The 21321-nt window shown below is 70.3% G+C and carries 19 protein-coding genes; 16 read left to right on the forward strand and 3 right to left on the reverse strand.

The annotated features are described in order from the left end of the window. The first annotated feature begins 27 nt into the window (after positions 1-27). The 3 genes from aroC to aroB are packed head-to-tail and all read left to right on the forward strand — an operon-like array spanning position 28 to position 2842. Entirely contained in the window at positions 28-1257 is a 1230-nt protein-coding gene (gene aroC, locus BJY20_RS14755) for a chorismate synthase (RefSeq protein WP_185992225.1), read from the forward strand. Next, complete coding sequence (locus BJY20_RS14760; RefSeq protein ID WP_343062926.1) at positions 1245-1775, forward strand: shikimate kinase; 531 nt, start codon at positions 1245-1247, stop codon at positions 1773-1775. Before aroC ends, BJY20_RS14760 begins: the two co-directional genes overlap by 13 nt. Then, positions 1772-2842 carry a 3-dehydroquinate synthase gene (gene aroB, locus BJY20_RS14765; protein ID WP_185992226.1) on the forward strand — a complete coding sequence of 357 codons (1071 nt, stop codon included), beginning with the start codon at positions 1772-1774 and terminating at the stop codon, positions 2840-2842. Before BJY20_RS14760 ends, aroB begins: the two co-directional genes overlap by 4 nt. 11 nt (positions 2843-2853) lie before the next feature. Here aroB and BJY20_RS14770 read toward each other — a convergent pair whose 3' ends face one another. Next, entirely contained in the window at positions 2854-3522 is a 669-nt protein-coding gene (locus BJY20_RS14770; protein ID WP_185992227.1) for a response regulator, read from the reverse strand. Further along, positions 3519-4721, reverse strand: a complete 1203-nt coding sequence (locus BJY20_RS16555) for a histidine kinase (protein WP_185992228.1) — start codon at positions 4719-4721, stop codon at positions 3519-3521. Before BJY20_RS16555 ends, BJY20_RS14770 begins: the two co-directional genes overlap by 4 nt. A gap of 142 nt (positions 4722-4863) precedes the next feature. On the opposite strand from BJY20_RS16555, the gene BJY20_RS14780 reads away from it, so the two are divergent. Both BJY20_RS14780 and BJY20_RS14785 read left to right on the forward strand, forming a co-directional pair. Continuing rightward, a complete protein-coding gene (locus tag BJY20_RS14780; protein ID WP_185992229.1) occupies positions 4864-5760 on the forward strand; it encodes an ABC transporter ATP-binding protein in 897 nt (298 codons plus the stop codon). Beyond that, complete coding sequence (locus tag BJY20_RS14785; protein WP_185992230.1) at positions 5757-6542, forward strand: ABC transporter permease; 786 nt, start codon at positions 5757-5759, stop codon at positions 6540-6542. Before BJY20_RS14780 ends, BJY20_RS14785 begins: the two co-directional genes overlap by 4 nt. Positions 6543-6603: 61 nt before the next feature. On the opposite strand, the gene BJY20_RS14790 is transcribed toward BJY20_RS14785, so the two are convergent. Next, positions 6604-8175 carry an FMN-binding glutamate synthase family protein gene (locus tag BJY20_RS14790; RefSeq protein WP_185992231.1) on the reverse strand — a complete coding sequence of 524 codons (1572 nt, stop codon included), beginning with the start codon at positions 8173-8175 and terminating at the stop codon, positions 6604-6606. A 209-nt stretch (positions 8176-8384) separates the two neighbouring features. Here BJY20_RS14790 and efp point away from each other — a divergent pair, with 209 nt between their 5' ends. The 11 genes from efp to BJY20_RS14845 all read left to right on the forward strand — a co-directional run bounded on the left by efp (position 8385) and on the right by BJY20_RS14845 (position 21302). Continuing rightward, complete coding sequence (gene efp, locus BJY20_RS14795; protein ID WP_185992232.1) at positions 8385-8945, forward strand: elongation factor P; 561 nt, start codon at positions 8385-8387, stop codon at positions 8943-8945. Then, positions 8946-9359 (forward strand): transcription antitermination factor NusB, encoded by a 414-nt coding sequence (nusB, locus tag BJY20_RS14800; protein WP_185992233.1) that lies wholly within the window; start codon positions 8946-8948, stop codon positions 9357-9359. An 86-nt stretch (positions 9360-9445) separates the two neighbouring features. Then, positions 9446-10678, forward strand: a complete 1233-nt coding sequence (locus BJY20_RS14805; protein WP_343062928.1) for an AI-2E family transporter — start codon at positions 9446-9448, stop codon at positions 10676-10678. A 47-nt stretch (positions 10679-10725) separates the two neighbouring features. Beyond that, positions 10726-11919: a GNAT family N-acetyltransferase gene (locus tag BJY20_RS16220; protein ID WP_246297166.1), complete on the forward strand. Its 1194-nt coding sequence runs from the start codon at positions 10726-10728 to the stop codon at positions 11917-11919. 77 nt (positions 11920-11996) lie between these two features. Next, the gene (gene pyrR, locus BJY20_RS14815) at positions 11997-12581 is read left to right on the forward strand and encodes a bifunctional pyr operon transcriptional regulator/uracil phosphoribosyltransferase PyrR (protein WP_185992234.1); all 585 of its coding nucleotides are present in this window, start codon (positions 11997-11999) and stop codon (positions 12579-12581) included. After that, complete coding sequence (locus BJY20_RS14820; RefSeq protein ID WP_185992235.1) at positions 12578-13588, forward strand: aspartate carbamoyltransferase catalytic subunit; 1011 nt, start codon at positions 12578-12580, stop codon at positions 13586-13588. The genes pyrR and BJY20_RS14820 overlap by 4 nt, the downstream gene beginning before the upstream one ends. An 11-nt stretch (positions 13589-13599) precedes the next feature. Beyond that, positions 13600-14919, forward strand: coding sequence for a dihydroorotase (locus BJY20_RS14825; RefSeq protein ID WP_185992236.1), 1320 nt, complete (start codon positions 13600-13602; stop codon positions 14917-14919). Next, positions 14916-16085, forward strand: coding sequence for a glutamine-hydrolyzing carbamoyl-phosphate synthase small subunit (carA, locus tag BJY20_RS14830; protein WP_185992237.1), 1170 nt, complete (start codon positions 14916-14918; stop codon positions 16083-16085). Before BJY20_RS14825 ends, carA begins: the two co-directional genes overlap by 4 nt. Beyond that, on the forward strand, positions 16085-19435 hold the full coding sequence (carB, locus tag BJY20_RS14835) for a carbamoyl-phosphate synthase large subunit (RefSeq protein ID WP_185992238.1): 3351 nt from the start codon (positions 16085-16087) through the stop codon (positions 19433-19435). The genes carA and carB overlap by 1 nt, the downstream gene beginning before the upstream one ends. Then, on the forward strand, positions 19432-20328 hold the full coding sequence (locus tag BJY20_RS14840) for a dihydroorotate dehydrogenase electron transfer subunit (RefSeq protein ID WP_343062929.1): 897 nt from the start codon (positions 19432-19434) through the stop codon (positions 20326-20328). Before carB ends, BJY20_RS14840 begins: the two co-directional genes overlap by 4 nt. Next, a complete protein-coding gene (locus tag BJY20_RS14845; RefSeq protein ID WP_185992239.1) occupies positions 20328-21302 on the forward strand; it encodes a dihydroorotate dehydrogenase in 975 nt (324 codons plus the stop codon). The genes BJY20_RS14840 and BJY20_RS14845 overlap by 1 nt, the downstream gene beginning before the upstream one ends. Positions 21303-21321 lie beyond the last annotated feature (19 nt).

The following is a 21321-nucleotide window of genomic DNA, read 5'->3' on the forward strand; positions in this document are numbered from 1 at the left end:
CCCGGCCGGGATGCGAGGATTTGCCCCATGTTGCGTTGGTTGACTGCCGGTGAGTCCCACGGACAGGCGCTCGTGGCGACACTCGAGGGCTTGCCTGCAGGGGTGGAGGTGACCACGTCCGACGTCGCCGATGCCCTGGCCCGGCGCCGGCTGGGCTATGGGCGCGGGGCCAGGATGAAGTTCGAGCGCGACGAGGTGACCTTCCTCGGCGGAGTGCGCCACGGTCGCACCCTCGGCTCACCCCTGGCCGTGATGATCGGCAACACCGAGTGGCCCAAGTGGGAGACGGTCATGGGTGCCGACCCGGTCGATGACGCCGCCCTGGCCCGGTCGAACGACGTCGGCGCCGAGAAGGAGCTGGCCCGCAACAGGCCGCTGACCCGCCCTCGACCCGGCCACGCCGACCTGGTCGGCATGCAGAAGTACGGCTTCGACGAGGCCCGTCCGGTGCTCGAGCGCGCCTCCGCACGGGAGACCGCGGCCCGCGTCGCCCTCGGCGAGGTCGCGGAGCGGTTCCTCGAGCAGGCCTATGGCATCCGCCTCGTCGCGCACACCGTCGCCATCGGCGAAGGGGCGGCCCCGGCCGACGGTCCGCTGCCGACCCCCGACGACGTCGAGGAGCTCGACGCCAACCCCGTGCGCGCGTGGACCCGGGAGGGCACCGACGCGATGGTCGCGGAGATCGAGGCGGCCAAGAAGGACGGGGACACGCTCGGCGGCGTGGTCGAGGTCCTCGCCTACGACCTCCCCCCGGGTCTGGGCAGCCACGTCCACTGGGACCGCCGTCTGGACTCCCGGCTCGCCGGTGCCCTGATGGGCATCCAGGCGATCAAGGGGGTCGAGGTCGGTGACGGCTTCACCACCGCCCGTCGACGCGGCTCGGCGGCCCACGACGAGATGGAGCGTGCCGTCGACGGGACCATCCGTCGGCGCACCGGCCGTGCGGGAGGGACCGAGGGCGGGATGAGCACCGGTGAGGTGCTGCGCGTGCGCGCCGGCATGAAGCCGATCAGCACCGTTCCGCGTGCCCTCGACACCATCGACGTCGCGGGCACCGACCCGGCGACGGCGATCCACCAACGATCCGACGTCTGTGCCGTCCCGGCCGCCGGCGTCGTCGCCCAGGCGATGGTCGCCCTCGTCCTCGCGCAGGCCTGCGTGGAGAAGTTCGGCGGCGACTCCGTCGCGGAGAGCGCACGCAACCACCGCGGCTATCTCGCGTCGATCCCGCAGCTGATGCGGTCGTGGGACGCGTGAACGCCGTGGCTGCTCCCTTCGTCGTCGTCATCGGCCCGCCCGGGGTGGGCAAGTCGACCGTGGCGGTCGGCATCGCCGAGCGGACCGGCCGTCGGGTCGTCGACACCGACTCCCTCGTCGAGGAGCGCGAAGGCAGATCCGTCCCGGATCTCTTCGTCGAGGTCGGCGAGGAGTACTTCCGCCGGGCCGAGGAACGCGCGGTGATCGACTCCCTGGCGCAGGACGGGATCGTCCTCTCGCTCGGGGGCGGCGCCCCGATGACCGCGGCGGTGGCCGAGGCGCTCGCCGGCCATCGGGTCCTCTTCCTCGACGTGGGCATTGCCGACGCCGCCAAGCGCCTGGGCTTCAACCGCTCCCGTCCTCTCATGGCGGTCAACCCGCGCCAGTCGTGGATCGCCACGATGGAGGAGCGTCGCCCGACGTACGAAAGGCTGGCTCGGTGGCGGGTCGACACGGCCGGGCGCGACGCGGAGTCCGTGGTCGCCGAGGCAGTGCCCCTGCTGCAGGCGGACGCATGAGTGACGTGACGACCGTCCCGGTCGGGCAGGACTACGACGTCCTGGTCGGCCACGGCGTCTCCACACGGGTCGCCGAGGTGCTGCCGGACGGTGTCGCGCGCGTACTGGTCGTCCACGGTGAACCCCTGGGCCACCTCGCCGAGCCGGTGGCCACCTCCCTTCGCCGGGGCGGACTCGACGTGCACCTCGCTGCCGTCCCCGATGCCGAGGCGGCGAAGACCATCGAGGTCGCCAGCGATCTGTGGGCACGTATGGGCCAGGCCGGATTCACCCGCAGCGACGCCGTCGTCGCCGTCGGTGGTGGCAGCGTCACTGATCTCGGTGGCTGGGCGGCCGCGGCCTGGTTGCGTGGTGTGGCCGTGGTCCACGTGCCCACCACCGTGCTCGGCATGGTCGATGCCGCGGTCGGCGGCAAGAGTGGTATCAACACCGCCGAGGGCAAGAACCTCGTCGGGGCCTTCCACACCCCGGCCGCGGTCCTGTGCGACCTCGACCACCTGCCCTCGTTGCCGCCCGCAGACCTGGCCGCGGGGCTGGCGGAGGTCGTCAAGTGCGGCTTCATCGCCGACCCGCGGATCCTCGAGGTCGTCGAGAGCGATGCCGCCGGCGTCCAGGATCCCGGATCGCCCGCCCTGCGGGAGGTCATCGAGCGCACGATCGCCGTCAAGGCCTCGGTCGTCGCCGCGGACCTGCGCGAGTCGAGCCTGCGCGAGATCCTCAACTACGGGCACACGCTCGGCCATGCGGTGGAGCACCACGAGCAGTACCGGATGCGCCACGGCGAGGCGGTGTCCATCGGGATGGTCTTTGCCGCCGAGCTGGCCCACCGCACAGGTCACATGGACGAGGACCTGCTGGGGCGGCACCGCTACGTCCTCGGCCTGCTCGGGTTGCCCACGACCTATGCCCGGGCCGACTTCGGCGACCTGCTGGCCGCCCTGCGGCGGGACAAGAAGACCCGCGGGGGCACGCTGCGGTTCGTCGTCCTCGACGGCCCGGCGCAGCCCACGCGTCTCGAGGGTCCCGACGAGTCCCTGCTGCGCGAGGCGTACGCCGCCCTGACCTGAGACCCGCCGGATCAGTCGTCCAGATCGGCCTGGTGCACGATGATCGCGACCTGCACCCGGTTGTCGGCGTCGAGCTTGTCGAGGATGCGCCCGACGTGCGCCTTGACCGTCGCGACGCTGAGGAAGAGCTCTCCCGAGATCTGCGCGTTGGACCAGCCCGCGCCGACGGCCCGGGCGACCTCGTGCTCGCGCCCGGTGAGTGTGGCGAGCCGGTCCCGTGCGACGGAGCGCGAGGGGTCGGCGCCCGGGCGTGCAGCGCCACGGACGCTCTCCAGCACCTGGGAGGTGACGCTGGGGGAGAGGATCGACTGTCCGGCTGCGACGAGCCGGACGGCCTCGATGAGCCGGTCCGGGGGAGTGTCCTTCAGCAGGAACCCGTCTGCCCCGCGCTGGAGCGCCCGCATGACGTCGTCGTCGGCGTCGAAGGTCGTCAGGACGATGACCTTGCTCGCCGAGCCGTTGCGCACCAGCTCCTCGGTCGCGGACAAACCGTCGAGCCGAGGCATCCGGATGTCCATGAGCACGACATCGGGGGAGTGCTCGGCGATGACGCGCAGGCCCTCCCGGCCGTCCGGGGCCTGTGCGACGACGCAGATCCCGGGGTCGCCGCCGAGGATCATCGACAGCGCGGTGCGCACCATCGCATCGTCGTCGACGAGCGCGACTCGGATCGGGGTCATGCCGGCCACGGTAGCCACACGCAGAGGCGGTGCTCGTCGGCGCCCACCCAGCCGTGCTGCATCCGTCCCCCGGACAGCTCTATCCGCTCGGCCAGTCCGAGCAGCCCCAGACCGGAGGCGGGGACCTCGGGTGCGACCCCGACCGAACGGGGGTTGCTCACCTCGAGGTGCAGCTCGCGCCCGGGCCGACCGGCGAGGGTGATGACCACCGTGGCGCCGGGGGCGTGCTTGCGGGCGTTGGTCAGGCCCTCCTGGACGACCCGGTAGGCGGTACGACTGATCGTCTCGGGGACGGTGGCGGCGTCGACGTCACGCCACTCGAGGGTGACCGGCGTACCCGCGGAGGTGGCACCCTCGACCAGCTCCGGCAGGTCGGTCAGAGTGCTCTGGGGGCGAAGGGGGCCGGCCCCCTCCGGGTCGCGCAGGACCCCGAGCACTTCGCGCAGGTCGGTCAGGGCGGCCCGCGCGTTGCTGTCGATCGCGGCAAGGGCATCCCGCCGCTCGGCCTCGGGCAGATCCTGACGGTAGGTGAGCACGCCGGAGTGCATCGTCACCAGCGAGATGCGGTGGGCGAGGACGTCGTGCATCTCCCGGGCGATCCGGGCACGCTCGCTCGTCTGCGCCTGGGCCACGCGGGCCCGTTGCTCGGCCTCCGCGGTGCGGGCCCGGTCGACCCAGGAGCGCACGAGGGCGCGACGCGAGCCGATCGAGTAGCCGACGGCGACGACGATGCCGGTGACCAGGACGCCGAAGCCGGCTTCGACGGGCGGGGGCAAGGGCTCCGGGTCGGGGTATACGAACCGTGTCAGCGCGAGACCCGCGGCCGTCGTGAGCACGCCGATGGGGATGATCTCGCGCCACCGTTGCCGGGTCGCCAGCGATGCGAGAACCACTGTCTGGGCGCCGACCGACACGGCGGACACCGCAGTGATGGCAGTGGTGGCCGCCGCGATGCCGACCGGCCACCGGCGTCGCAGCAGGAGCAATCCCGTGGCCACGAGACCCAGGACCGGATCGACGACGACGAGCCACAGGCCCGGCAGGAGCTGCGGGTCGCTGTCGGGCTCGGGGAAGACGACGATGGCCGTGGAGACCCAGATCACGGTGCCGATGAACAGCGCAGTGGCGACCCGCCACGTCGTGTCCCACCACGTGAGCCGATTCGGGTCGCGCTCCCGGGGTGCTCCGGTCCTCGTCACGCTCCAACCGTAGGCCCGCGACCACGGTCGCGGATCCTCCCGTGGAAGGGCAGGGGTCGCGCCGACCCCCTCCCAAAGTCGTGGGTGAGGTCACGACCGGGGGCGGATGCGCTCGCGATCGGCGACCAGCATGCTTGGGGACATGATCTCGGTAGAGAACCTCACCAAGCGCTACGGCGGTCTCGTCGCCGTCGACGACATCACCTTTCAGGCCCGACCCGGCAGTGTCACCGGGTTCCTGGGACCCAACGGTGCCGGCAAGTCCACCGCGATGCGGATGATGACGGGTCTGACTCCCCCCACGAGCGGCCGGGCCACTGTGCTCGGGCGCGCCTACAAGGAGTTGCCCACCCCGGGCCGGCACGTGGGCGTCATGCTGGATGCCTCCGCGCAGCACCCGGGTCGCACCGGTCGTGAGGTGCTGCGACTGGCGGCCATGCACCTCGGGCTCGGCAACGACGAGGTCCGCCAGTCCCTGGGCCGCGTCGGCCTCACCGAGAAGGAGTCGGCCCGGCGAGTGCGCAACTACTCGCTCGGGATGCGTCAGCGACTGGGTCTGGCGGCAGCGCTGCTCGGACGCCCGCAGGTGCTCATCCTCGACGAGCCGGCCAACGGGCTCGACCCGCAGGGCATCCACTGGATGCGTGGACTGCTGCGCGACTTCGCGGACGCCGGCGGTACCGTGCTGCTCTCCTCGCACCTGCTCAGCGAGGTGCAGGTCATCGCCGACGAGATCGTGATGATCGGCCACGGCCGGATCGTCACCCGGGGGCGCACGAGCGAGCTGCTCGATGCCCGCGGGACCCGGGTGCGCTCGCTCGATGATGCCCGGCTGGCCACTGCCCTGGAGGTGGCCGGCCACACCGTGACCACCGACCGGTCCGGTCTCGTGGTCCCAGCACCGCCCGAGGACGTCGGGCGGGTCGCGCTGGAGGCCGGAGTCGTCCTGCTCGAGCTGCGCGCCGGTGGAGCCGGCGGCCTGGAGGAGATGTTCCTGGAGATCACCGCCGCCGACGCACGCGAAGGAGTAGCGGCATGAGCGCCATCACCGCACCCACCACCGACGTACCACCCACGCTGCCCGTCCTCGAGGACGTCGGGAAGGTCTCCTTCCTGCGGCTCGTGGCCATCGAGCTGCGCAAGTCGGTCAACACCCGCGCCGGGATGTGGCTGATGATCGTCATGGCGGGCATCTCGCTCGTCGTCGTGGGCGCCTTCGCCATCTGGGGGCCGGACGAGGGGCGCACGTTCGCGACCTTCCTCGGCCTCACCGGCACCCCCCTGATGATGCTGCTGCCGATCGTGGGCATCATGCTCGCCACCCAGGAGTGGAGCACGCGCACCGGGCTGGTCACCTTCACCCTGGAGCCGCGTCGCGGCCTGGTCGTCGCCGCGAAGCTGGTCGCCTCGATCGTCCTCGGCCTCCTCGTCCTCGCTGCGGCCTTCGTCGCCGCCGGGCTCGTCACGACCCTCGTGGGGGGGCAGTGGAGCCTGGCGGGGGTGTCCGTCGGCGGCATGGTGCTGGCGATGGTCATCTTCGTCCTGCAGGGCGCCGGCTTCGGTCTGGCCTTCCTCAACACCCCGTTCGCCATCGTGGCCTCGCTCGTGCTGCCGACCGCGTGGACCATCGCCATCGGCCTGATCACGGCGCTGCGTGACGTCGCCCCCTGGCTCAACCTCGAGCAGCCGGTCGGTCTGCTCCTCTCGGGTGCCGGCATGACCGGGGAGAACTGGGCGCAGCTGGGCACCGCGAGCCTGGTCTGGGTCGGGTTGCCGATCGCCGTCGGGACCTGGCGGGTGCTCACCCGCGAGGTGAAGTAGCCCGCACACGCCTCGGCCCGGTCACCCCAGGGGGCGACCGGGCCGTGGCGTGTGCGCCCGCTCAGACGAGGGTGGCCTCGGGATGACGGCGCGTCTCGCCATGGGTGGCCGTGCTGGACATGAGGTCGACGATCTGCGCAGCATCCGACTCGTTGAGGGTGCCCCAGCCGTTCTGGTACCCGTAGATGTCGCCGAGCGGGACCGCCGAGCGATGACCGTCGAGGATCTCGATGTCATCGACGGTGAGCAGGCCCGGATGCCAGACCCCGCACGCCTCTGAGACCTTGAGCAGGTCACGGCGCAGGGTGCGCACGTAGTTGTCGAGACGGTTGGCCTTCAACGTCGGGTCGAGTCCACGCTCCAGCCACGGGTTCTGCGTGGCGACGCCGGTGGGGCAGCGGTCGGTGTGGCACTTCTGTGCCTGGATGCAGCCGACGGAGAGCATGGCCTCGCGCGCGACGCTGACCATGTCGGCCCCGAGGGCGAAGGCCACGAGGGCGTTCTCGGGCAGGCCGAGCTTCCCGCTGCCGATCCAGGTGACCCGGTCGGTCATGCCGGCCTGCGCGAAGAGGGAGTAGACCCGCGTGAAGGCCAGCCGGTAGGGCAGGGCCACCGCGTCCGAGAAGACGAGAGGGGCCGCCCCGGTCCCCCCTTCGCCGCCGTCGATCTGGATGTAGTCCACGCCCCGCTGGCCGTCTGCCATCTGCTCGACCAGGCCTTCCCACAGACCCGTGCCACCGACCGCGGACTTGATCCCGACGGGCAGGCCGGTCTCCTGCGCGATCAGCTCGACGAAGTCGAGCATGGAGTCGACGTCGTGGAACTCGCTGTGCCGGGCCGGGCTGGCGCAATCCCGGTCCATGGGGATGCCGCGGGTGCGCGCGATCTCCTCGGAGATCTTCTCCGAGGGAAGGTGCCCGCCCAAGCCGGGTTTGGCGCCCTGACTCAGCTTGATCTCGATCGCCTTGACCGGTGCGGACTGGACGACGTCCTTGAGCATGGCCAGATCGAAGCGGCCGTTGTCGTCGCGGCACCCGAAGTAGGCGGTGCCGATCTGGAAGATCAGGTCGCCGCCCTGGCGGTGGTAGGGGGAGAGCGAGCCCTCGCCGGTGTTGTGCATGATCCCGGCCTGCTTGGCGCCCTTGTTCAGCGCGGTGATGGCATTGCCGGAGAGGGAGCCGAAGCTCATCGCGGAGATGTTGACCACGGACTCGGGGCGGAAGGCATGTCGGCGTCCCCTGGGCGCCCCGAGGACCTTCGCGGACGGGAGCGTGATGCGATCGGAGTCGGTGACCGAGCTGGAGGCGGCGACGTCCGAAAAGGTGCGGTGCTTGAAGATCGCGTAGCCATCGAGGTGCTCGACGTCGTTGTCGGTGCCGAAGCCGGTGTAGTTGTTCTGCCTCTTCGACGAGGCGTACACCCAGGAGCGTTGGTCCCGGCTGAAGGGCCGCTCCTCGTCGTTGCTGGTGACGATGTACTGCCGCAGTTCTGGCCCGATCTTCTCCAGCAGGTAGCGAGCGTTGGCGATGACGGGGAAGTTGCGACTGAGCGCATGCTTCTTCTGGAGCAGGTCGCGGGCGGCGATCCCGATGGTTCCGGCAGCGAGCGTGGTGAGGATGGCCTTGGACTTCATGCCCGCCATCCTGCACCCTGCGCTGCCGCTCCGGAAGGATGCGCGACCGAGTGGTCGCATGGGCGGTGGTGCCACCTACCTCCTCCTCGACCGCTCAACGAGCGCGAAGGGGTGACCGGCGCCTTCGCCGGTTAGGATGCTGGGCGGCCCTCGTGCGCCGGACGGGCGCACGGGGATGACAACGACTCCGACGCGAAGGCGAGCAGCACGTGGCATCGACGAACGACCTCAAGAACGGCATGGTCCTCAACCTCGAGGGGCAGCTGTGGACCGTCGTGGAGTTCCAGCACGTCAAGCCCGGCAAGGGGCCGGCCTTCGTGCGCACGAAGCTGAAGAACGTCACCAGCGGCAAGAGCATCGACAAGACCTTCAACGCGGGCACCAAGGTCGAGACGTCGAACGTCGACAAGCAGACGATGCAGTACCTCTACAACGACGGCACCGACTTCATCTTCATGGATCCGGGCACCTTCGACCAGATCCCGGTCACGCCGGAGGTCATGGGAGAGGCCAGCAAGTTCCTCCTCGAGAACAACGAGGCGGTCGTGGCCAGGCACGAGGGCAACGTCCTCTACGTGGAGCTGCCGCCGTCGGTCGAGCTCGAGATCACCTACACCGAGCCGGGCCTGCAGGGTGACCGCTCCACGGGTGGGTCCAAGTCGGCCACTGTCGAGACCGGCGCCGAGATCTCGGTGCCGCTCTTCCTCGAGCAGGGCACTCGCGTGAAGGTCGACACCCGCGACGGCTCCTACCTCGGTCGCGTGAACTGAGTGAGCGCACGCACCAAGGCCCGCAAGCGGGCCATCGACCTGCTCTTCGAGGCGGAGTCGCGAGAGCTCAACGCCGGTGAGCTGGCACAGGAGCGGGCCGAGCGGCCCGTGACCCCGGCGCCGCTGAACCCGTACACGATCACCGCGGTCCGGGGGATCGTCGCGCACTGGAGCGACATCAACGACGCCCTGACGACCTACAGCCAGGGCTGGAGCCTGGCGCGGATGCCCGACGTGGACCGCGCGATCCTTCGCCTTGGTGCCTGGGAGATCCTGTACTGCGACGACGTGCCCGACGAGGTCGCCGTCAGCGAGGCCGTCGCCCTGGCCACGCAGCTGAGCACCGATGAGTCCCCCCGCTTCATCAACGGTCTGCTCGCGCGGATCGTCGAGGTCAAGCCCACGCTCGTCTGAACCATCCCAATCGTGAGGAGACTCCAGTGCACCCGCAGCAGGCACCCAGGACGAGTACGACGCCCGACCCCCCGGACCGAGGTGCTGTGATCGGTGAGGGCCTCACGTGGCTCGCCCGCTGGTCCCTGCGGATGCTCATCGTTGCTGCTGCAGCCGCTCTCGCATGGTGGGTCCTCGGTGCCCTGTGGGTCGGCGTCTTCCCCGTGCTGCTGGCACTCCTGGTCACCAGCGTCATGTGGCCACCGACGGCGTGGCTGCGTCGTCACCGCGTGCCGTCGGCCGTGGCCGCCGTCATCGTCCTCATCGGCGCCCTGGCGATCTTCTTCGGTGTCCTCGGGGCGATCACCCCATCGCTGGTCAGCCAGTCCGGTGAGCTGGCCGACTCGGCGAGCAAAGGACTGACCGACTTGCAGGAGCGGGCGGGTCAACCTCCCTTCAACCTCGACAGCGCGACGATCGACGACGGGGTCGAGTCAGCCACGGAATGGCTCCAGGCCCGCGGCGGGGACATCGCCTCGGGTGCACTAGCGGGTGCCTCCGCGGTGGGTGGGGGACTGGTGACCCTCATCCTCGTGCTCGTTCTGTCGTTCTTTTTCCTCAAGGACGGGCCACAGTTCCTCCCCTTCGTCCGCCGAGTCGCCGGTGAGCGAGCCGGAGCCCACCTGACCGAGGTCGCCTCGCGATCATGGACCACCCTCAGCGGATTCATCCGTACCCAAGCTCTCGTCTCCGGGGTCGATGCCGTGTTCATCGGGATCGGTCTCGTCGTGCTCGGGGTGCCGCTGGCCTTCCCTCTGGCCATCCTGACCTTCTTCGCCGGCTTCATCCCCATCGTCGGTGCCATCTCCCTGGGAGCACTCTCGGTCCTCGTCGCCCTCGTGGGGAAGGGGACGACGACCGCCGTCCTGGTCCTCGTGCTCATCATCGTGGTGCAGCAGTTGGAGAGCAATGTGCTCCAGCCCTTCCTGCAGGGCCGCTCGATGCAGCTGCATGCCGGCATCATCCTGCTCTCCGTCGCCGTCGGTGGCACGGTCTTCGGCATCGTCGGGGCCTTCCTCGCTGTGCCGGCCGCTGCCGTCGGCGCTGTCATCGTGCGTTACCTCAGCGAGCAGGCGAACCTGAGGTCCGGGGCCGTGCACCCGCAGGATGTGCGCTCGGAGACCGATGAGGGGTGGCGGGCGGCTGAGCGAGCTGAGCGGGCGTACCTGCAGGCGCGGTCCGGGACCGACCAGGAGCCCCGTCCCCGAGCGGCGGCCGACGCGCACCCGACGCCACCACCCGGACCGCTTGCGCGGCTCCTCGACCGCCTTTTCAGTTGACCGGGCCCCAGGACTGGCCGTGCGGACCGAGCGCGCAGGATCGCCACATGCCATCCCCACACACGCTGGTGAAGCCAGTCGCACCGGGCGACCCGGCGCTCGCCGCCCTCGCCGCCCTCGAGGATGCCGCTGGAGAGATGATCGCCGAGGTCATGGACACCTCGCACCGGGCCGCGGCGCCATCGGGGGAACAGCGACTGGAGCGGCCGGGGTTCGTCCTCGTCGCCGGCGACCCACCGGTTGGGTTCACACACGTCCTCGACCTCGATGGCCACGCGCACCTCGACCAGCTGTCGGTGCACCCGGACAGCATGCGCAGGGGTATCGGGCGTGAACTCGTCACCGCCGCACTGGTAGAGGCGGCTCGTCGCGGTCACGACGAGCTGACTGTGTGCACCTACGCCGAGATCGTGTGGGACGGGCCCTTCTACCGCCAACTGGGGTTCCGTGAGATCGAGGAGGTCACTGCGCCCGAGCCGGTCCGGGCGACACGGGCGCGGGAACGCGCAGCCGGCCTCGATGCCGGAGGCCGTCGGATCATCATGCGTGTTCCCTTGGCGAGAACCGTCGTGGAACCCCGCCCCGCGGTCAGCGTCATCCCCGTTCGGGACGCGGCGATGGGGCTGGAGGTCTTCGTGCAACATCGGCAGGCCACCATGGATTTCGCAGCCGGCGCAGTGGTCTTTCCCGGGGGGCGGTGCGACGCGGCGGACACTGTTGCGGGGGCACGCATCCCCCTTCCCGCCGACGTGGTCGAGGACCACGTGCGGCGCTGGGCCGAGACCAGTGCCGGCGCCGGTGCCCGGGAGGCGCGGACACTGCTCGCGACGGGGTTGCGCGAGCTGCAGGAGGAGACCGGGATGGTGGCCGAGCCGACCGCCCTGGTGCCGTGGGACCGCTGGGTCACGCCCGAGATCGTCCCCAAGCGCTTCGACGTCGCCTTCTACGTGCTGCACGTTCCCCGGGATGCGGCGAGCCAACCAGAGCACTCCACGACCGAGGCCACCCATTCCGGGTGGGAGTCGGTGACCGGGCTGCTGGCGGGGTTGGGGACCGGGCGGGTGACGATGCTCACGCCGACCCGGGTCATCGTCGAGGAGCTCGCCGGGCTCGGATCCGTGGACGCCATCATGGCGCTGCGGCCGGCGATCACGACGGTGCGTGACGACCGGCCGGACAGGCGACCCCGGCCGGGCGCCGAACCACGGACCGTTGTGCGGGCGCCCGGGCAGGAGCGGTAGGGTCGACCCGATCGGCACACCGATCGACATCCTTTAACCACTGTCCCGTGAGGCAGAGAAGGAGGTCTACGACACCCATGTGTCCGGACTCGCCGCCCCCGCAGGCCCCCGACCAGTCCCCGCCCAACCGCGAGGTCCTCAGCGCCGGTGACATCTCCCGAGCGCTGCGCCGCATCGCCCACGAGGTCGTCGAGCGCAACAAGGGGGCCGGCAACGTCGTCCTCCTGGGCATCCCCAGCCGCGGTGTAGAGCTCGCCCGCCGCCTGGGCGCCCTCATCGCCGAGATCGAGGGCAGTGAGGTGCCCGTCGGCTCGCTCGACGTGACGATGTACCGGGACGACCTGCGAGGTCGTCCGACGAAGACCCCGCACCAGACCCACTTCCCCTCCTCCGGTGTCGACGACCGCGTGGTGGTCCTCGTCGACGACGTGCTCTACTCCGGACGCACCGTGCGGGCCGCCCTCGATGCGCTGGCCGACTACGGCCGGCCACGAGCCGTGCGACTGGCCGTGCTCGTCGACCGAGGTCACCGAGAGCTTCCGATCCGTGCCGACCACGTCGGCAAGAACCTCCCCACCTCCCACTCCGAGCGGGTGACGGTCCGCCTGACCGGCCATGACGACGTCGACGACTCCGTGACGATCTCCAGGAGGGAGGGATGACCCGACACCTGCTGTCCGTCGCCGACCTGGACGACGATGCCCTCCGCTCCGTGCTCTCGACCGCAACCGAGATGCACGACGTGCAGCACCGTGCGGTCAAGAAGATCCCGACCCTGCGCGGACGCACCGTGATCAACCTCTTCTTCGAGGACTCCACCCGCACCCGGTCCTCCTTCGAGATCGCCGGCAAGTGGATGAGCGCGGACACGATCAACATCACCGGGAAGGGGTCGTCGGCCTCCAAGGGTGAGTCCCTGCGTGACACCGTGCGTACCATCGCCGCGATGGGCGTGGACGCGATCGTCATGCGCCACCAGGCATCCGGGGCCGCCCACCAGGTCGCAGACTGGTTCGACGAGTCCGGGGTCGCGACCTCGGTCCTCAACGCCGGTGACGGTACCCACGAGCACCCCACCCAGGCCCTCCTGGACGCCTACACCCTCGAGCGGCGGCTCGGCTCGCTCGAGGGGAAGCGGATCGCGATCGTCGGTGACATCACCCACTCACGGGTCTTTCGTTCCAACGTGCTCGCCCTGCCACGGCTCGGTGCGCACGTCACCGTGGTCGCACCGCCCACGCTCATGCCCAGCGGGGTCACCGCCTGGGCCGCAGCCGACGGCTTCGCCCTCGCCGACGACCTCGATGAGGTCATCGACTCGGGCGTCGACGCGCTGATGATGCTGCGGGTGCAGCGCGAGCGCATGGCCGGCGGGTTCTTCCCCACGCCCCGCGAGTACACGGTCGGCTACGGACTCACCCGTGATCGGCTCGCGGCACTGACGGCGCACAACCCGGATGCGGTCATCTGCCACCCCGGCCCGATGAACCGCGGCCTGGAGATCGCCGCCGACGCCGCCGACGCGGCCAGCAGTCTCGTGCTCGACCAGGTCAGCGCCGGTGTCGCCGTGCGGATGAGTGTCCTGTACCACCTCCTCGCCTCGGACGGCACCGTCGAAGGCGCCGACCTGAGGCGCGAGGGACGAGCCACGAAGGGGAGCCACGCATGAACGGACACGGCATGAGGGGCCACAACGACCTCCTCGTCACCGGAGCGGCCGTTCTCGGCGGCGAGCGCGCCGATGTCCTCGTCCGCGGCGGCCTCGTCGTCGCCGTGGGCCCAGAAGCCACGGCGGACACCGCCGGCAGCGGGACCGACGTCGAGCGCGTCGACGCCGACGGCCTGGTGCTGCTGCCCGGTTTCGTCGACCTGCACACCCACCTGCGCGAGCCGGGCCGTGAGGACGCCGAGACCGTGCGGTCCGGGTCCGCTGCCGCGGCAGCCGGAGGCTTCACCGCCATCCTCGCGATGGCCAACACCACACCCGTGACCGACACCGGTGAGGCGGCCGAGCACGTCCTCGATCTCGGTGTGGCTGCCGGTCTGGCCGACGTACGACCGATCGGCGCCGTGACCAAGGGCCTCCAGGGGGTCGAGCTGGCCGAGCTGGGGATGATGCACCGCTCCCGGGCCCGGGTGCGCGTCTTCTCCGACGACGGCAGGTGCGTCCACGACTCCCGCGTGATGCGTCGTGCCCTGGAGTACGTGCGGGCCTTCGACGCAGTGGTCTCCCAGCACGCCCAGGACCCGGCACTCGCCGGACCGAGCGCCTGCTGCCACGAGGGCGAGATCAGCGGCAGGCTCGGTCTGACCGGGTGGCCCGCGGTGGCCGAGTCCAGCATCATCGCGCGGGATGCGGAGCTTGCGCTGCACACCGGCTCGCGGGTCCACGTCGCGCACGTGACGACGGCCGAGGGAGTGGAGGCCGTGCGGTGGGCCAAGCGGCGTGGGGCCCGAATCACCGCCGAGGTGACGCCGCACCACCTCCTCCTGACGACCGACCTGCTGCGCAGCTACGACCCGGTGTACAAGGTCAACCCGCCGCTGCGTCCCCAGGAGGACGTCGACGCCCTGCGCGAGGCGCTCGTCGACGGGACGATCGACGCGGTCGCCACCGACCACGCGCCGCATGCCCGGCACGACAAGGAGCACGCCTTCCCCGACGCGGCCTTCGGGATGCTCGGTCTGGAGACGGCCTTCAGCGTCGTGCACGACGTGATGGTCGCCTCCGGCCGCATGGACTGGGCGATGCTCATCGAGCGGATGTCCACCGGCCCCGCCCGCATCGCGGGGCTGGCCGATCACGGGCAGACGATCCGCCCGGGCTCACCCGCCAACCTCGTCCTCGTCGACCCCGGTGCCGAGGTCACGGTCGACCCCGGCGCGTCGCTGTCGCTGTCCCGCAACACCCCCTTCGCCGGACGGACCCTCACCGGTCGCGTCCGCACCACGATCCTGAACGGCCGCATCACGGCAGCCGACGGAGAGGTTCGCCCATGATCACGAACTCAGCCACCCAGCCCGCACTCCTCGTCCTCGAGGACGGCCGCACCTTCTCCGGCAGCGTTTACGGCGCCGTCGGCGAGACGGTCGGCGAGGCCGTATTCACCACCGGCATGACCGGTTACCAGGAAACCCTCACCGATCCCAGCTACTGCGGCCAGGTGGTCGTCATGACCTCTCCGCACATCGGCAACACCGGGTGGAACGACGAGGACGACGAGTCCGACCGGGTCCAGGTCAACGGCTACGTCGTGCGTGACCCCGCGATCCGGCCGAGCAGCTGGCGCTCGCGCCGCACCCTCGAGCAGGCCCTGACCGAGCACGGTGTCGTGGGTATCGGCGGCATCGACACCCGCGCGCTGACCCGGCACCTGCGCGAACGCGGTGCGATGCGCGTCGGGATCTTCTCCGGCGCGGCCCTCGCCGACGAGGCGACGCTGCTGGAACGGGTCCGCAGCGCACCCGAGATGGTCGGTGCAGCTCTGGCCGATCGGGTGAGCACGAGAGCGCCCTACGTCGTCGAGGCGAAGGGGGAGAAGCGCTTCACCGTGGCGGCCATCGACCTGGGGATCAAGACCTCGACCCCGGCCAGCCTCGCCGAGCGCGGCATCGAAGTCCACGTCCTGCCGGCGACGTCGACGATGGACGACGTGCGCGCCGTCGCTCCGGACGGGCTCTTCTTCTCGAACGGCCCGGGTGACCCGGCCACCGCCGGACAGCAGATCGAGCTGCTCACACAGGCGCTGCAGGAGGGACTGCCCTACTTCGGGATCTGCTTCGGCAACCAGCTCTTCGGCCGCGCGCTGGGCTTCGATACCTACAAGCTGAGGTACGGGCACCGCGGCATCAACCAACCGGTGATGGACCGCTCGACCCGCAAGGTCGAGATCACCGCCCACAACCACGGTTTCGCCGTCAAGGCTCCCCTCGACGGGGCGACGTCGACCCCCTTCGGCACCGTCACGGTCAGCCACGTCTGCCTCAACGACGACGTCGTCGAGGGCCTGGAACTACGCAGTGCTGCGGGCCGGCTGCTGGCCTTCTCCGTCCAGTACCACCCCGAGGGGTCGGCCGGCCCGCGTGATGCCGGCTACCTCTTCGACCGCTACGTCGACCTGCTGGAGACCACCAGCACCACGACCACCAAGGAGAACCAGGCCTGATGCCCAAGCGCGACGACATCACCAGCGTCCTCGTCCTCGGCTCCGGCCCGATCGTCATCGGGCAGGCCTGCGAGTTCGACTACTCCGGAACCCAGGCGTGCCGCGTCCTGCGCGAGGAGGGGATCAGGGTCGTCCTGGTCAACTCCAACCCTGCGACGATCATGACCGACCCCGAGTTCGCGGACGCCACCTACATCGAGCCGATCACCCCCGAGGTGGTCGAGAAGATCATCGAGCGCGAGCGTCCGGATGCCGTGCTGGCCACCCTCGGGGGGCAGACCGCGCTCAACGCAGCCATCGCCCTGCACGACGCGGGCGTGCTCGAGAAGTACAACTGTCCGCTCATCGGCGCCAGCGTCGAGGCCATCCAGCTCGGCGAGGACCGGCAACGCTTCAAGGGCGTCGTCGAGCGCTGCGGTGCCGAGTCGGCGAGGTCGATCATCTGCAACGCCGACGACGCACCTGCCGGGTCGACGCCGGGCCAGCGGGTCAGCCACGCGCTGGAGCGGACTCTCGCCGCAGCCGAGGAGCTCGGGTATCCGGTCGTGGTGCGCCCCTCATTCACCATGGGTGGCCTGGGCTCGGGCTTCGCCTACGACGAGCACGACCTGCGTCGGATGGCGGGAGCCGGCCTGAGAGCCAGCCCCACCACCGAGGTGCTCCTCGAGGAGTCGATCCTGGGGTGGAAGGAGTTCGAGCTGGAGGTCATGCGGGACAACGTCGACAACGTCGTCGTCGTCTGCTCCATCGAGAACCTCGACCCGATGGGTGTGCACACCGGCGACTCGATCACCGTCGCCCCGGCGCTCACACTGACCGATCGTGAGTACCAGACGATGCGCGACGTGGGCATCGCGGTCATCCGCGAGGTCGGCGTGGAGACCGGCGGGTGCAACATCCAGTTCGCGATCAACCCGGCCGACGGGCGGATGATCGTGATCGAGATGAACCCGCGCGTCTCGCGCTCCTCGGCCCTGGCCTCGAAGGCCACCGGCTTCCCGATCGCCAAGATCGCCGCGAAGATGGCCATCGGCTACACCCTCGACGAGGTCCCCAACGACATCACCCAGGAGACTCCCGCGAGCTTCGAACCGACTCTCGACTACGTCGTGGTCAAGGTCCCTCGCTTCGCCTTCGAGAAGTTCCCGGCAGCGGACCCGACGCTGACGACGACGATGAAGTCCGTCGGCGAGGCGATGTCCATCGGGCGAAACTTCACCGAGGCGCTGCAGAAGGCGTTGCGGTCCATCGAACGCTCGGGCTCGGCCTTCCACTGGGACGGCGAGGAGCCGACGATTCAGCAGGCCCGGGCGCTGCTCGAGCAGTCCAGGGTCCCGACCGACGGGCGGATCGTGCAGGTCCAGCAGGCCATGCGTGCCCGCATCGACGTCGAGGAGGTACACGAGGCGACGAAGATCGACCCGTGGTTCCTCGACCAGATGGCGATGGTCAACGACCTCGCCCAGCAGGTCCACGACGCGGACGAGCTGGACCCGCAGCTGCTGGGCCTGGCCAAGCGACACGGCTTCTCCGACGCCCAGGTCGCCCGGCTGCGTCGCATGGACGAGTCGGTCGTGCGCGGGGTCCGGCACGCTCTGGGGATCCGTCCCGTCTACAAGACCGTGGACACCTGTGCCGCCGAGTTCGCCGCTCGCACGCCGTACCACTACAGCTCCTACGACGAGGAGAGTGAGGTCGAGCCGCGTGAGCGTCCGGCCGTGATCATCCTCGGCTCGGGGCCCAACCGCATCGGTCAGGGCGTCGAGTTCGACTACTCCTGCGTCCACGCCAGCTTCGCGCTGCGCGACGCCGGGTACGACACGGTCATGGTCAACTGCAACCCGGAGACCGTCTCGACGGACTACGACACGAGCAGCCGCCTGTACTTCGAACCGCTGACGCTCGAGGACGTCCTCGAGGTCATCCACGTCGAGGGCCGGGCCGGACCCATCGCCGGCGTCATCGTCCAGCTGGGCGGTCAGACGCCGCTCGGCCTGGCGAAGGACCTCAAGGCCGCCGGGGTGCCGATCGTCGGGACCTCCCCGGAGGCCATCGACCTCGCCGAGGACCGCGGTCACTTCGGGCGGGTGCTGCACGAGGCGCAGCTCAACGCGCCGAAGCACGGCACCGCCTTCAGCGCGGACGAGGCCGTCGAGATCGCGCGCGAGATCGGGTATCCGGTCCTGGTGCGTCCGTCCTACGTCCTTGGTGGCCGAGGGATGGAGATCGTCTATGACGACACGACCCTGAGCGAGTACGTCACCCGGGCGGCCGTGGCCTCACCGGAGCACCCGATCCTCGTCGACCGCTTCCTCGACGACGCGATCGAGATCGACGTCGACGCGCTCTACGACGGGAACGAGATGTACCTCGGCGGGATCATGGAGCACATCGAGGAGGCCGGGATCCACTCCGGTGACTCCAGCTGCACCCTCCCGCCCGCGACGCTCGGCTCGGGCGAGCTGGAGCGGGTACGCGAGGCGACCCGCAGGCTCGCCGAGGGCATCGGGGTGCGCGGCCTGATGAACGTGCAGTTCGCCCTTGCCCAGGACGTCCTATACGTCCTCGAGGCGAACCCGAGGGCCTCCCGGACGGTCCCGTTCGTGGCGAAGGCGACCGGCGTGCCGCTGGCCAAGGCCGCAGCCCGGGTCATGCTCGGCGCCACCATCGCGGACCTGCGCTCGGAGGGCATGCTCCCGAAGGACCTCGACGGTGGCTCGCTGCCGGCGCGGGCACCGATGTCGGTCAAGGAGGCCGTGCTGCCCTTCAAGCGGTTCCGCACCGCCGAGGGCGAGGTCGTCGACTCCCTCCTCGGCCCGGAGATGCGCTCGACCGGTGAGGTGATGGGGATCGACGCCGACTTCGGCGCCGCCTTCGCGAAGAGCCAGTTGGGCACGCTCTCCACCGGCCTGCCGACCTCGGGGACGGTCTTCGTCTCGGTCGCCAACCGCGACAAGCGGGCGATGATCTTCCCGATCAAGGTCCTCATGGACCTCGGCTTCAACATCCTCGCCACCCAAGGGACGGCGGACGTGCTGCGACGCAACGCCGTCGAGTGCGAGGTCGTGACCAAGCACTCCGAACGCGTCGAGGGGGAGGCGAGCGTCGTCGATCGGATCCTCGCCGGCGAGATCGACATCGTCTTCAACACCCCCTCCGGCCAGCACGCCCGGGCGGACGGCTACGCCATCCGTGCGGCGACGACGGCGATGGACAAGCTGATCATCACGACCGTCCAGCAGCTCGGCGCGGCGGTCCAGGCCATCGAGTCGCGGATCAACGGTGAGTTGGACGTCAAGCCGCTGCAGGAGCACGCCTACGACCTCGACCTGTACGGAGCCCACCAGTGACCCGCACCATCGCCGCCCGCGAAGGCGCCGGGGTGGTGCAGGTCGAGGCCGAGGTGATCGGCAACGTCGCCGCCGGCGGCTATCGGCACCTCACGCTCGTCACGCCCGGCCTGGCCGAGCTGGCGCGCCCGGGGCAGTTCGTCGCCCTGTCCGTCGGTGACGGCACGAGCTCGATGCTGCTGCGCCGCAGCTTCTCCATCCACAAGGTCTCCCCGGCGGGGACCTACGGCGGTACGACGGAGATCGTCGTCGCCGCGCACGGGGAGGGCACCCGGATCCTGACCGCACTGGAGCCGGGGGAGAACGTCGGAGTCATCGGCCCACTCGGGCGGGGCTTCCCGCTCCCCTCGCAGCCCGTGCCGTGCATCCTCGTCGGCGGCGGATACGGCTCGGCTCCACTCTTCTGGCTCGCGGAGCAACTGCGCGAGCGTGGCTGCGCGGTCGAGATCGTCCTCGGCGCGGCGTCTGCGGATCGTCTCTTCGGAGTCGTGGAGGCACGTCGGGTCGGTGACGGGGTCACCGTCACCACGGACGACGGCTCGGTCGGGACCCGGGGCTGGGTCTCCGACGTCGTCCCCGAGCTGATCGAGCGGTCCGGCGCCGCAGTGGTCTACGGCTGCGGACCGATGGGGATGCTGAGCTCCTTGAGCGCCATCGCCGACGAGCACGGCATCGTCGCGCAGGTCGCCGTCGAGGAGGCCATGGCCTGCGGCGTCGGGATCTGCATGACCTGCGTGATGCCGGTGCGCGACGAGTCGGGGACGACGAGCATGGTCCGCAGCTGCCTGGACGGTCCCGTCTTCCGTGGCGACCGCGTGCGGTGGGAGGCCTTCGATGATGGGTACTGCCGTGTCCCCGAGGACACCGTCGGCGCGCCGAAGGCGGTGCGCTGATGAGTGCGCCCACACACTCCGTCGACATGTCCGTGGACATCGCCGGCGTCCGCCTGCCCAGTCCCATGATGACCGCGAGTGGGTGCGCCGCCAACGGCCGCGAGTTGAACCGTTTCATCGACATCACCACGCTGGGTGCCTTCGTCACGAAGTCCGTCAAGCTCGACCCGGTGTCCGGGCGGGGCACCCCCCGCATGGCCGAGACCCCCTCGGGCATGCTCAACTCGATCGGCCTGCAGGGCCCGGGCGTGAGCGCCTTCGTCGAGAAGGACCTCGCGTGGTTGCACTCGATCGGCGCCCGGGTCGTCGTCTCCATCGCCGGCAACACCGCCTCGGAGTTCGCCCGCGTCGCCCGGGCGATCGTGCGCAGCCGGTACGCCGACGCCGTCGCGGCGATCGAGGTCAACATCTCCTGCCCCAACGTCGCCAACCGAGGACTGGTCTTCGCGTGTGACCCGGCGGGTGCCCACAAGGTGCTCACGCTCGTGCGCGAGGAGGTTCCGCGCGGCCTGCCGATGCTGGCGAAGCTCAGCCCGGACGTCACGGACATCGTGGGCATTGCGGAGGTCGTCCTGAAAGCCGGGGCACACGGTCTGACGATGATCAACACCACCCTGGGGGTGGCCATCGACACGGATCGACTCCGTCCCCACCTCGCTGCGGCGACCGGCGGTCTGTCCGGCCCCGCGATCCGCCCGATGGCCGTGCGGGCCATCTGGCAGGTGGCCGGTGCGATGCGCGAGGGCCGGATCAGGACGGTCCCCATCGTCGGCGTCGGGGGAGTGCGCCACGGCACGGACGCGCTGGAGCTCGTCGCGGCCGGTGCCACCGCCATCCAGGTCGGGACCGCGGCCTTCAACGACCCGAGCGCCCCGCACCGGGTCGGTGTCGAGCTGGAGCAGCTCGTCGCGGATCGGGGCTTCGGGCGGCTCGCCGACGTCGTCGGTATCGCCCACGAGAGGTTCACCGCATGAGGTACTCGAGGTGCACGCC

The organism is Janibacter cremeus, from assembly GCF_013409205.1.
GTDB lineage: Bacteria > Actinomycetota > Actinomycetes > Actinomycetales > Dermatophilaceae > Janibacter > Janibacter cremeus.

What these genes read in the sequence shown, in the direction of transcription:
- aroB (WP_185992226.1), top strand. Translation starts at nt 1,772, where the DNA reads ATGAGTGACGTGACGACCGTCCCGGTCGGGCAGGACTACGACGTCCTG.
- BJY20_RS14780 (WP_185992229.1), top strand. Translation starts at nt 4,864, where the DNA reads ATGATCTCGGTAGAGAACCTCACCAAGCGCTACGGCGGTCTCGTCGCC.
- carB (WP_185992238.1), top strand. Translation starts at nt 16,085, where the DNA reads ATGCCCAAGCGCGACGACATCACCAGCGTCCTCGTCCTCGGCTCCGGC.
- BJY20_RS16220 (WP_246297166.1), top strand. Translation starts at nt 10,726, where the DNA reads ATGCCATCCCCACACACGCTGGTGAAGCCAGTCGCACCGGGCGACCCG.
- BJY20_RS14770 (WP_185992227.1), bottom strand. Translation starts at nt 3,522, where the DNA reads ATGACCCCGATCCGAGTCGCGCTCGTCGACGACGATGCGATGGTGCGC.
- carA (WP_185992237.1), top strand. Translation starts at nt 14,916, where the DNA reads ATGATCACGAACTCAGCCACCCAGCCCGCACTCCTCGTCCTCGAGGAC.
- BJY20_RS14845 (WP_185992239.1), top strand. Translation starts at nt 20,328, where the DNA reads ATGAGTGCGCCCACACACTCCGTCGACATGTCCGTGGACATCGCCGGC.
- BJY20_RS14790 (WP_185992231.1), bottom strand. Translation starts at nt 8,175, where the DNA reads ATGAAGTCCAAGGCCATCCTCACCACGCTCGCTGCCGGAACCATCGGG.
- BJY20_RS14825 (WP_185992236.1), top strand. Translation starts at nt 13,600, where the DNA reads ATGAGGGGCCACAACGACCTCCTCGTCACCGGAGCGGCCGTTCTCGGC.
- BJY20_RS14785 (WP_185992230.1), top strand. Translation starts at nt 5,757, where the DNA reads ATGAGCGCCATCACCGCACCCACCACCGACGTACCACCCACGCTGCCC.
- BJY20_RS14820 (WP_185992235.1), top strand. Translation starts at nt 12,578, where the DNA reads ATGACCCGACACCTGCTGTCCGTCGCCGACCTGGACGACGATGCCCTC.
- pyrR (WP_185992234.1), top strand. Translation starts at nt 11,997, where the DNA reads ATGTGTCCGGACTCGCCGCCCCCGCAGGCCCCCGACCAGTCCCCGCCC.
- aroC (WP_185992225.1), top strand. Translation starts at nt 28, where the DNA reads ATGTTGCGTTGGTTGACTGCCGGTGAGTCCCACGGACAGGCGCTCGTG.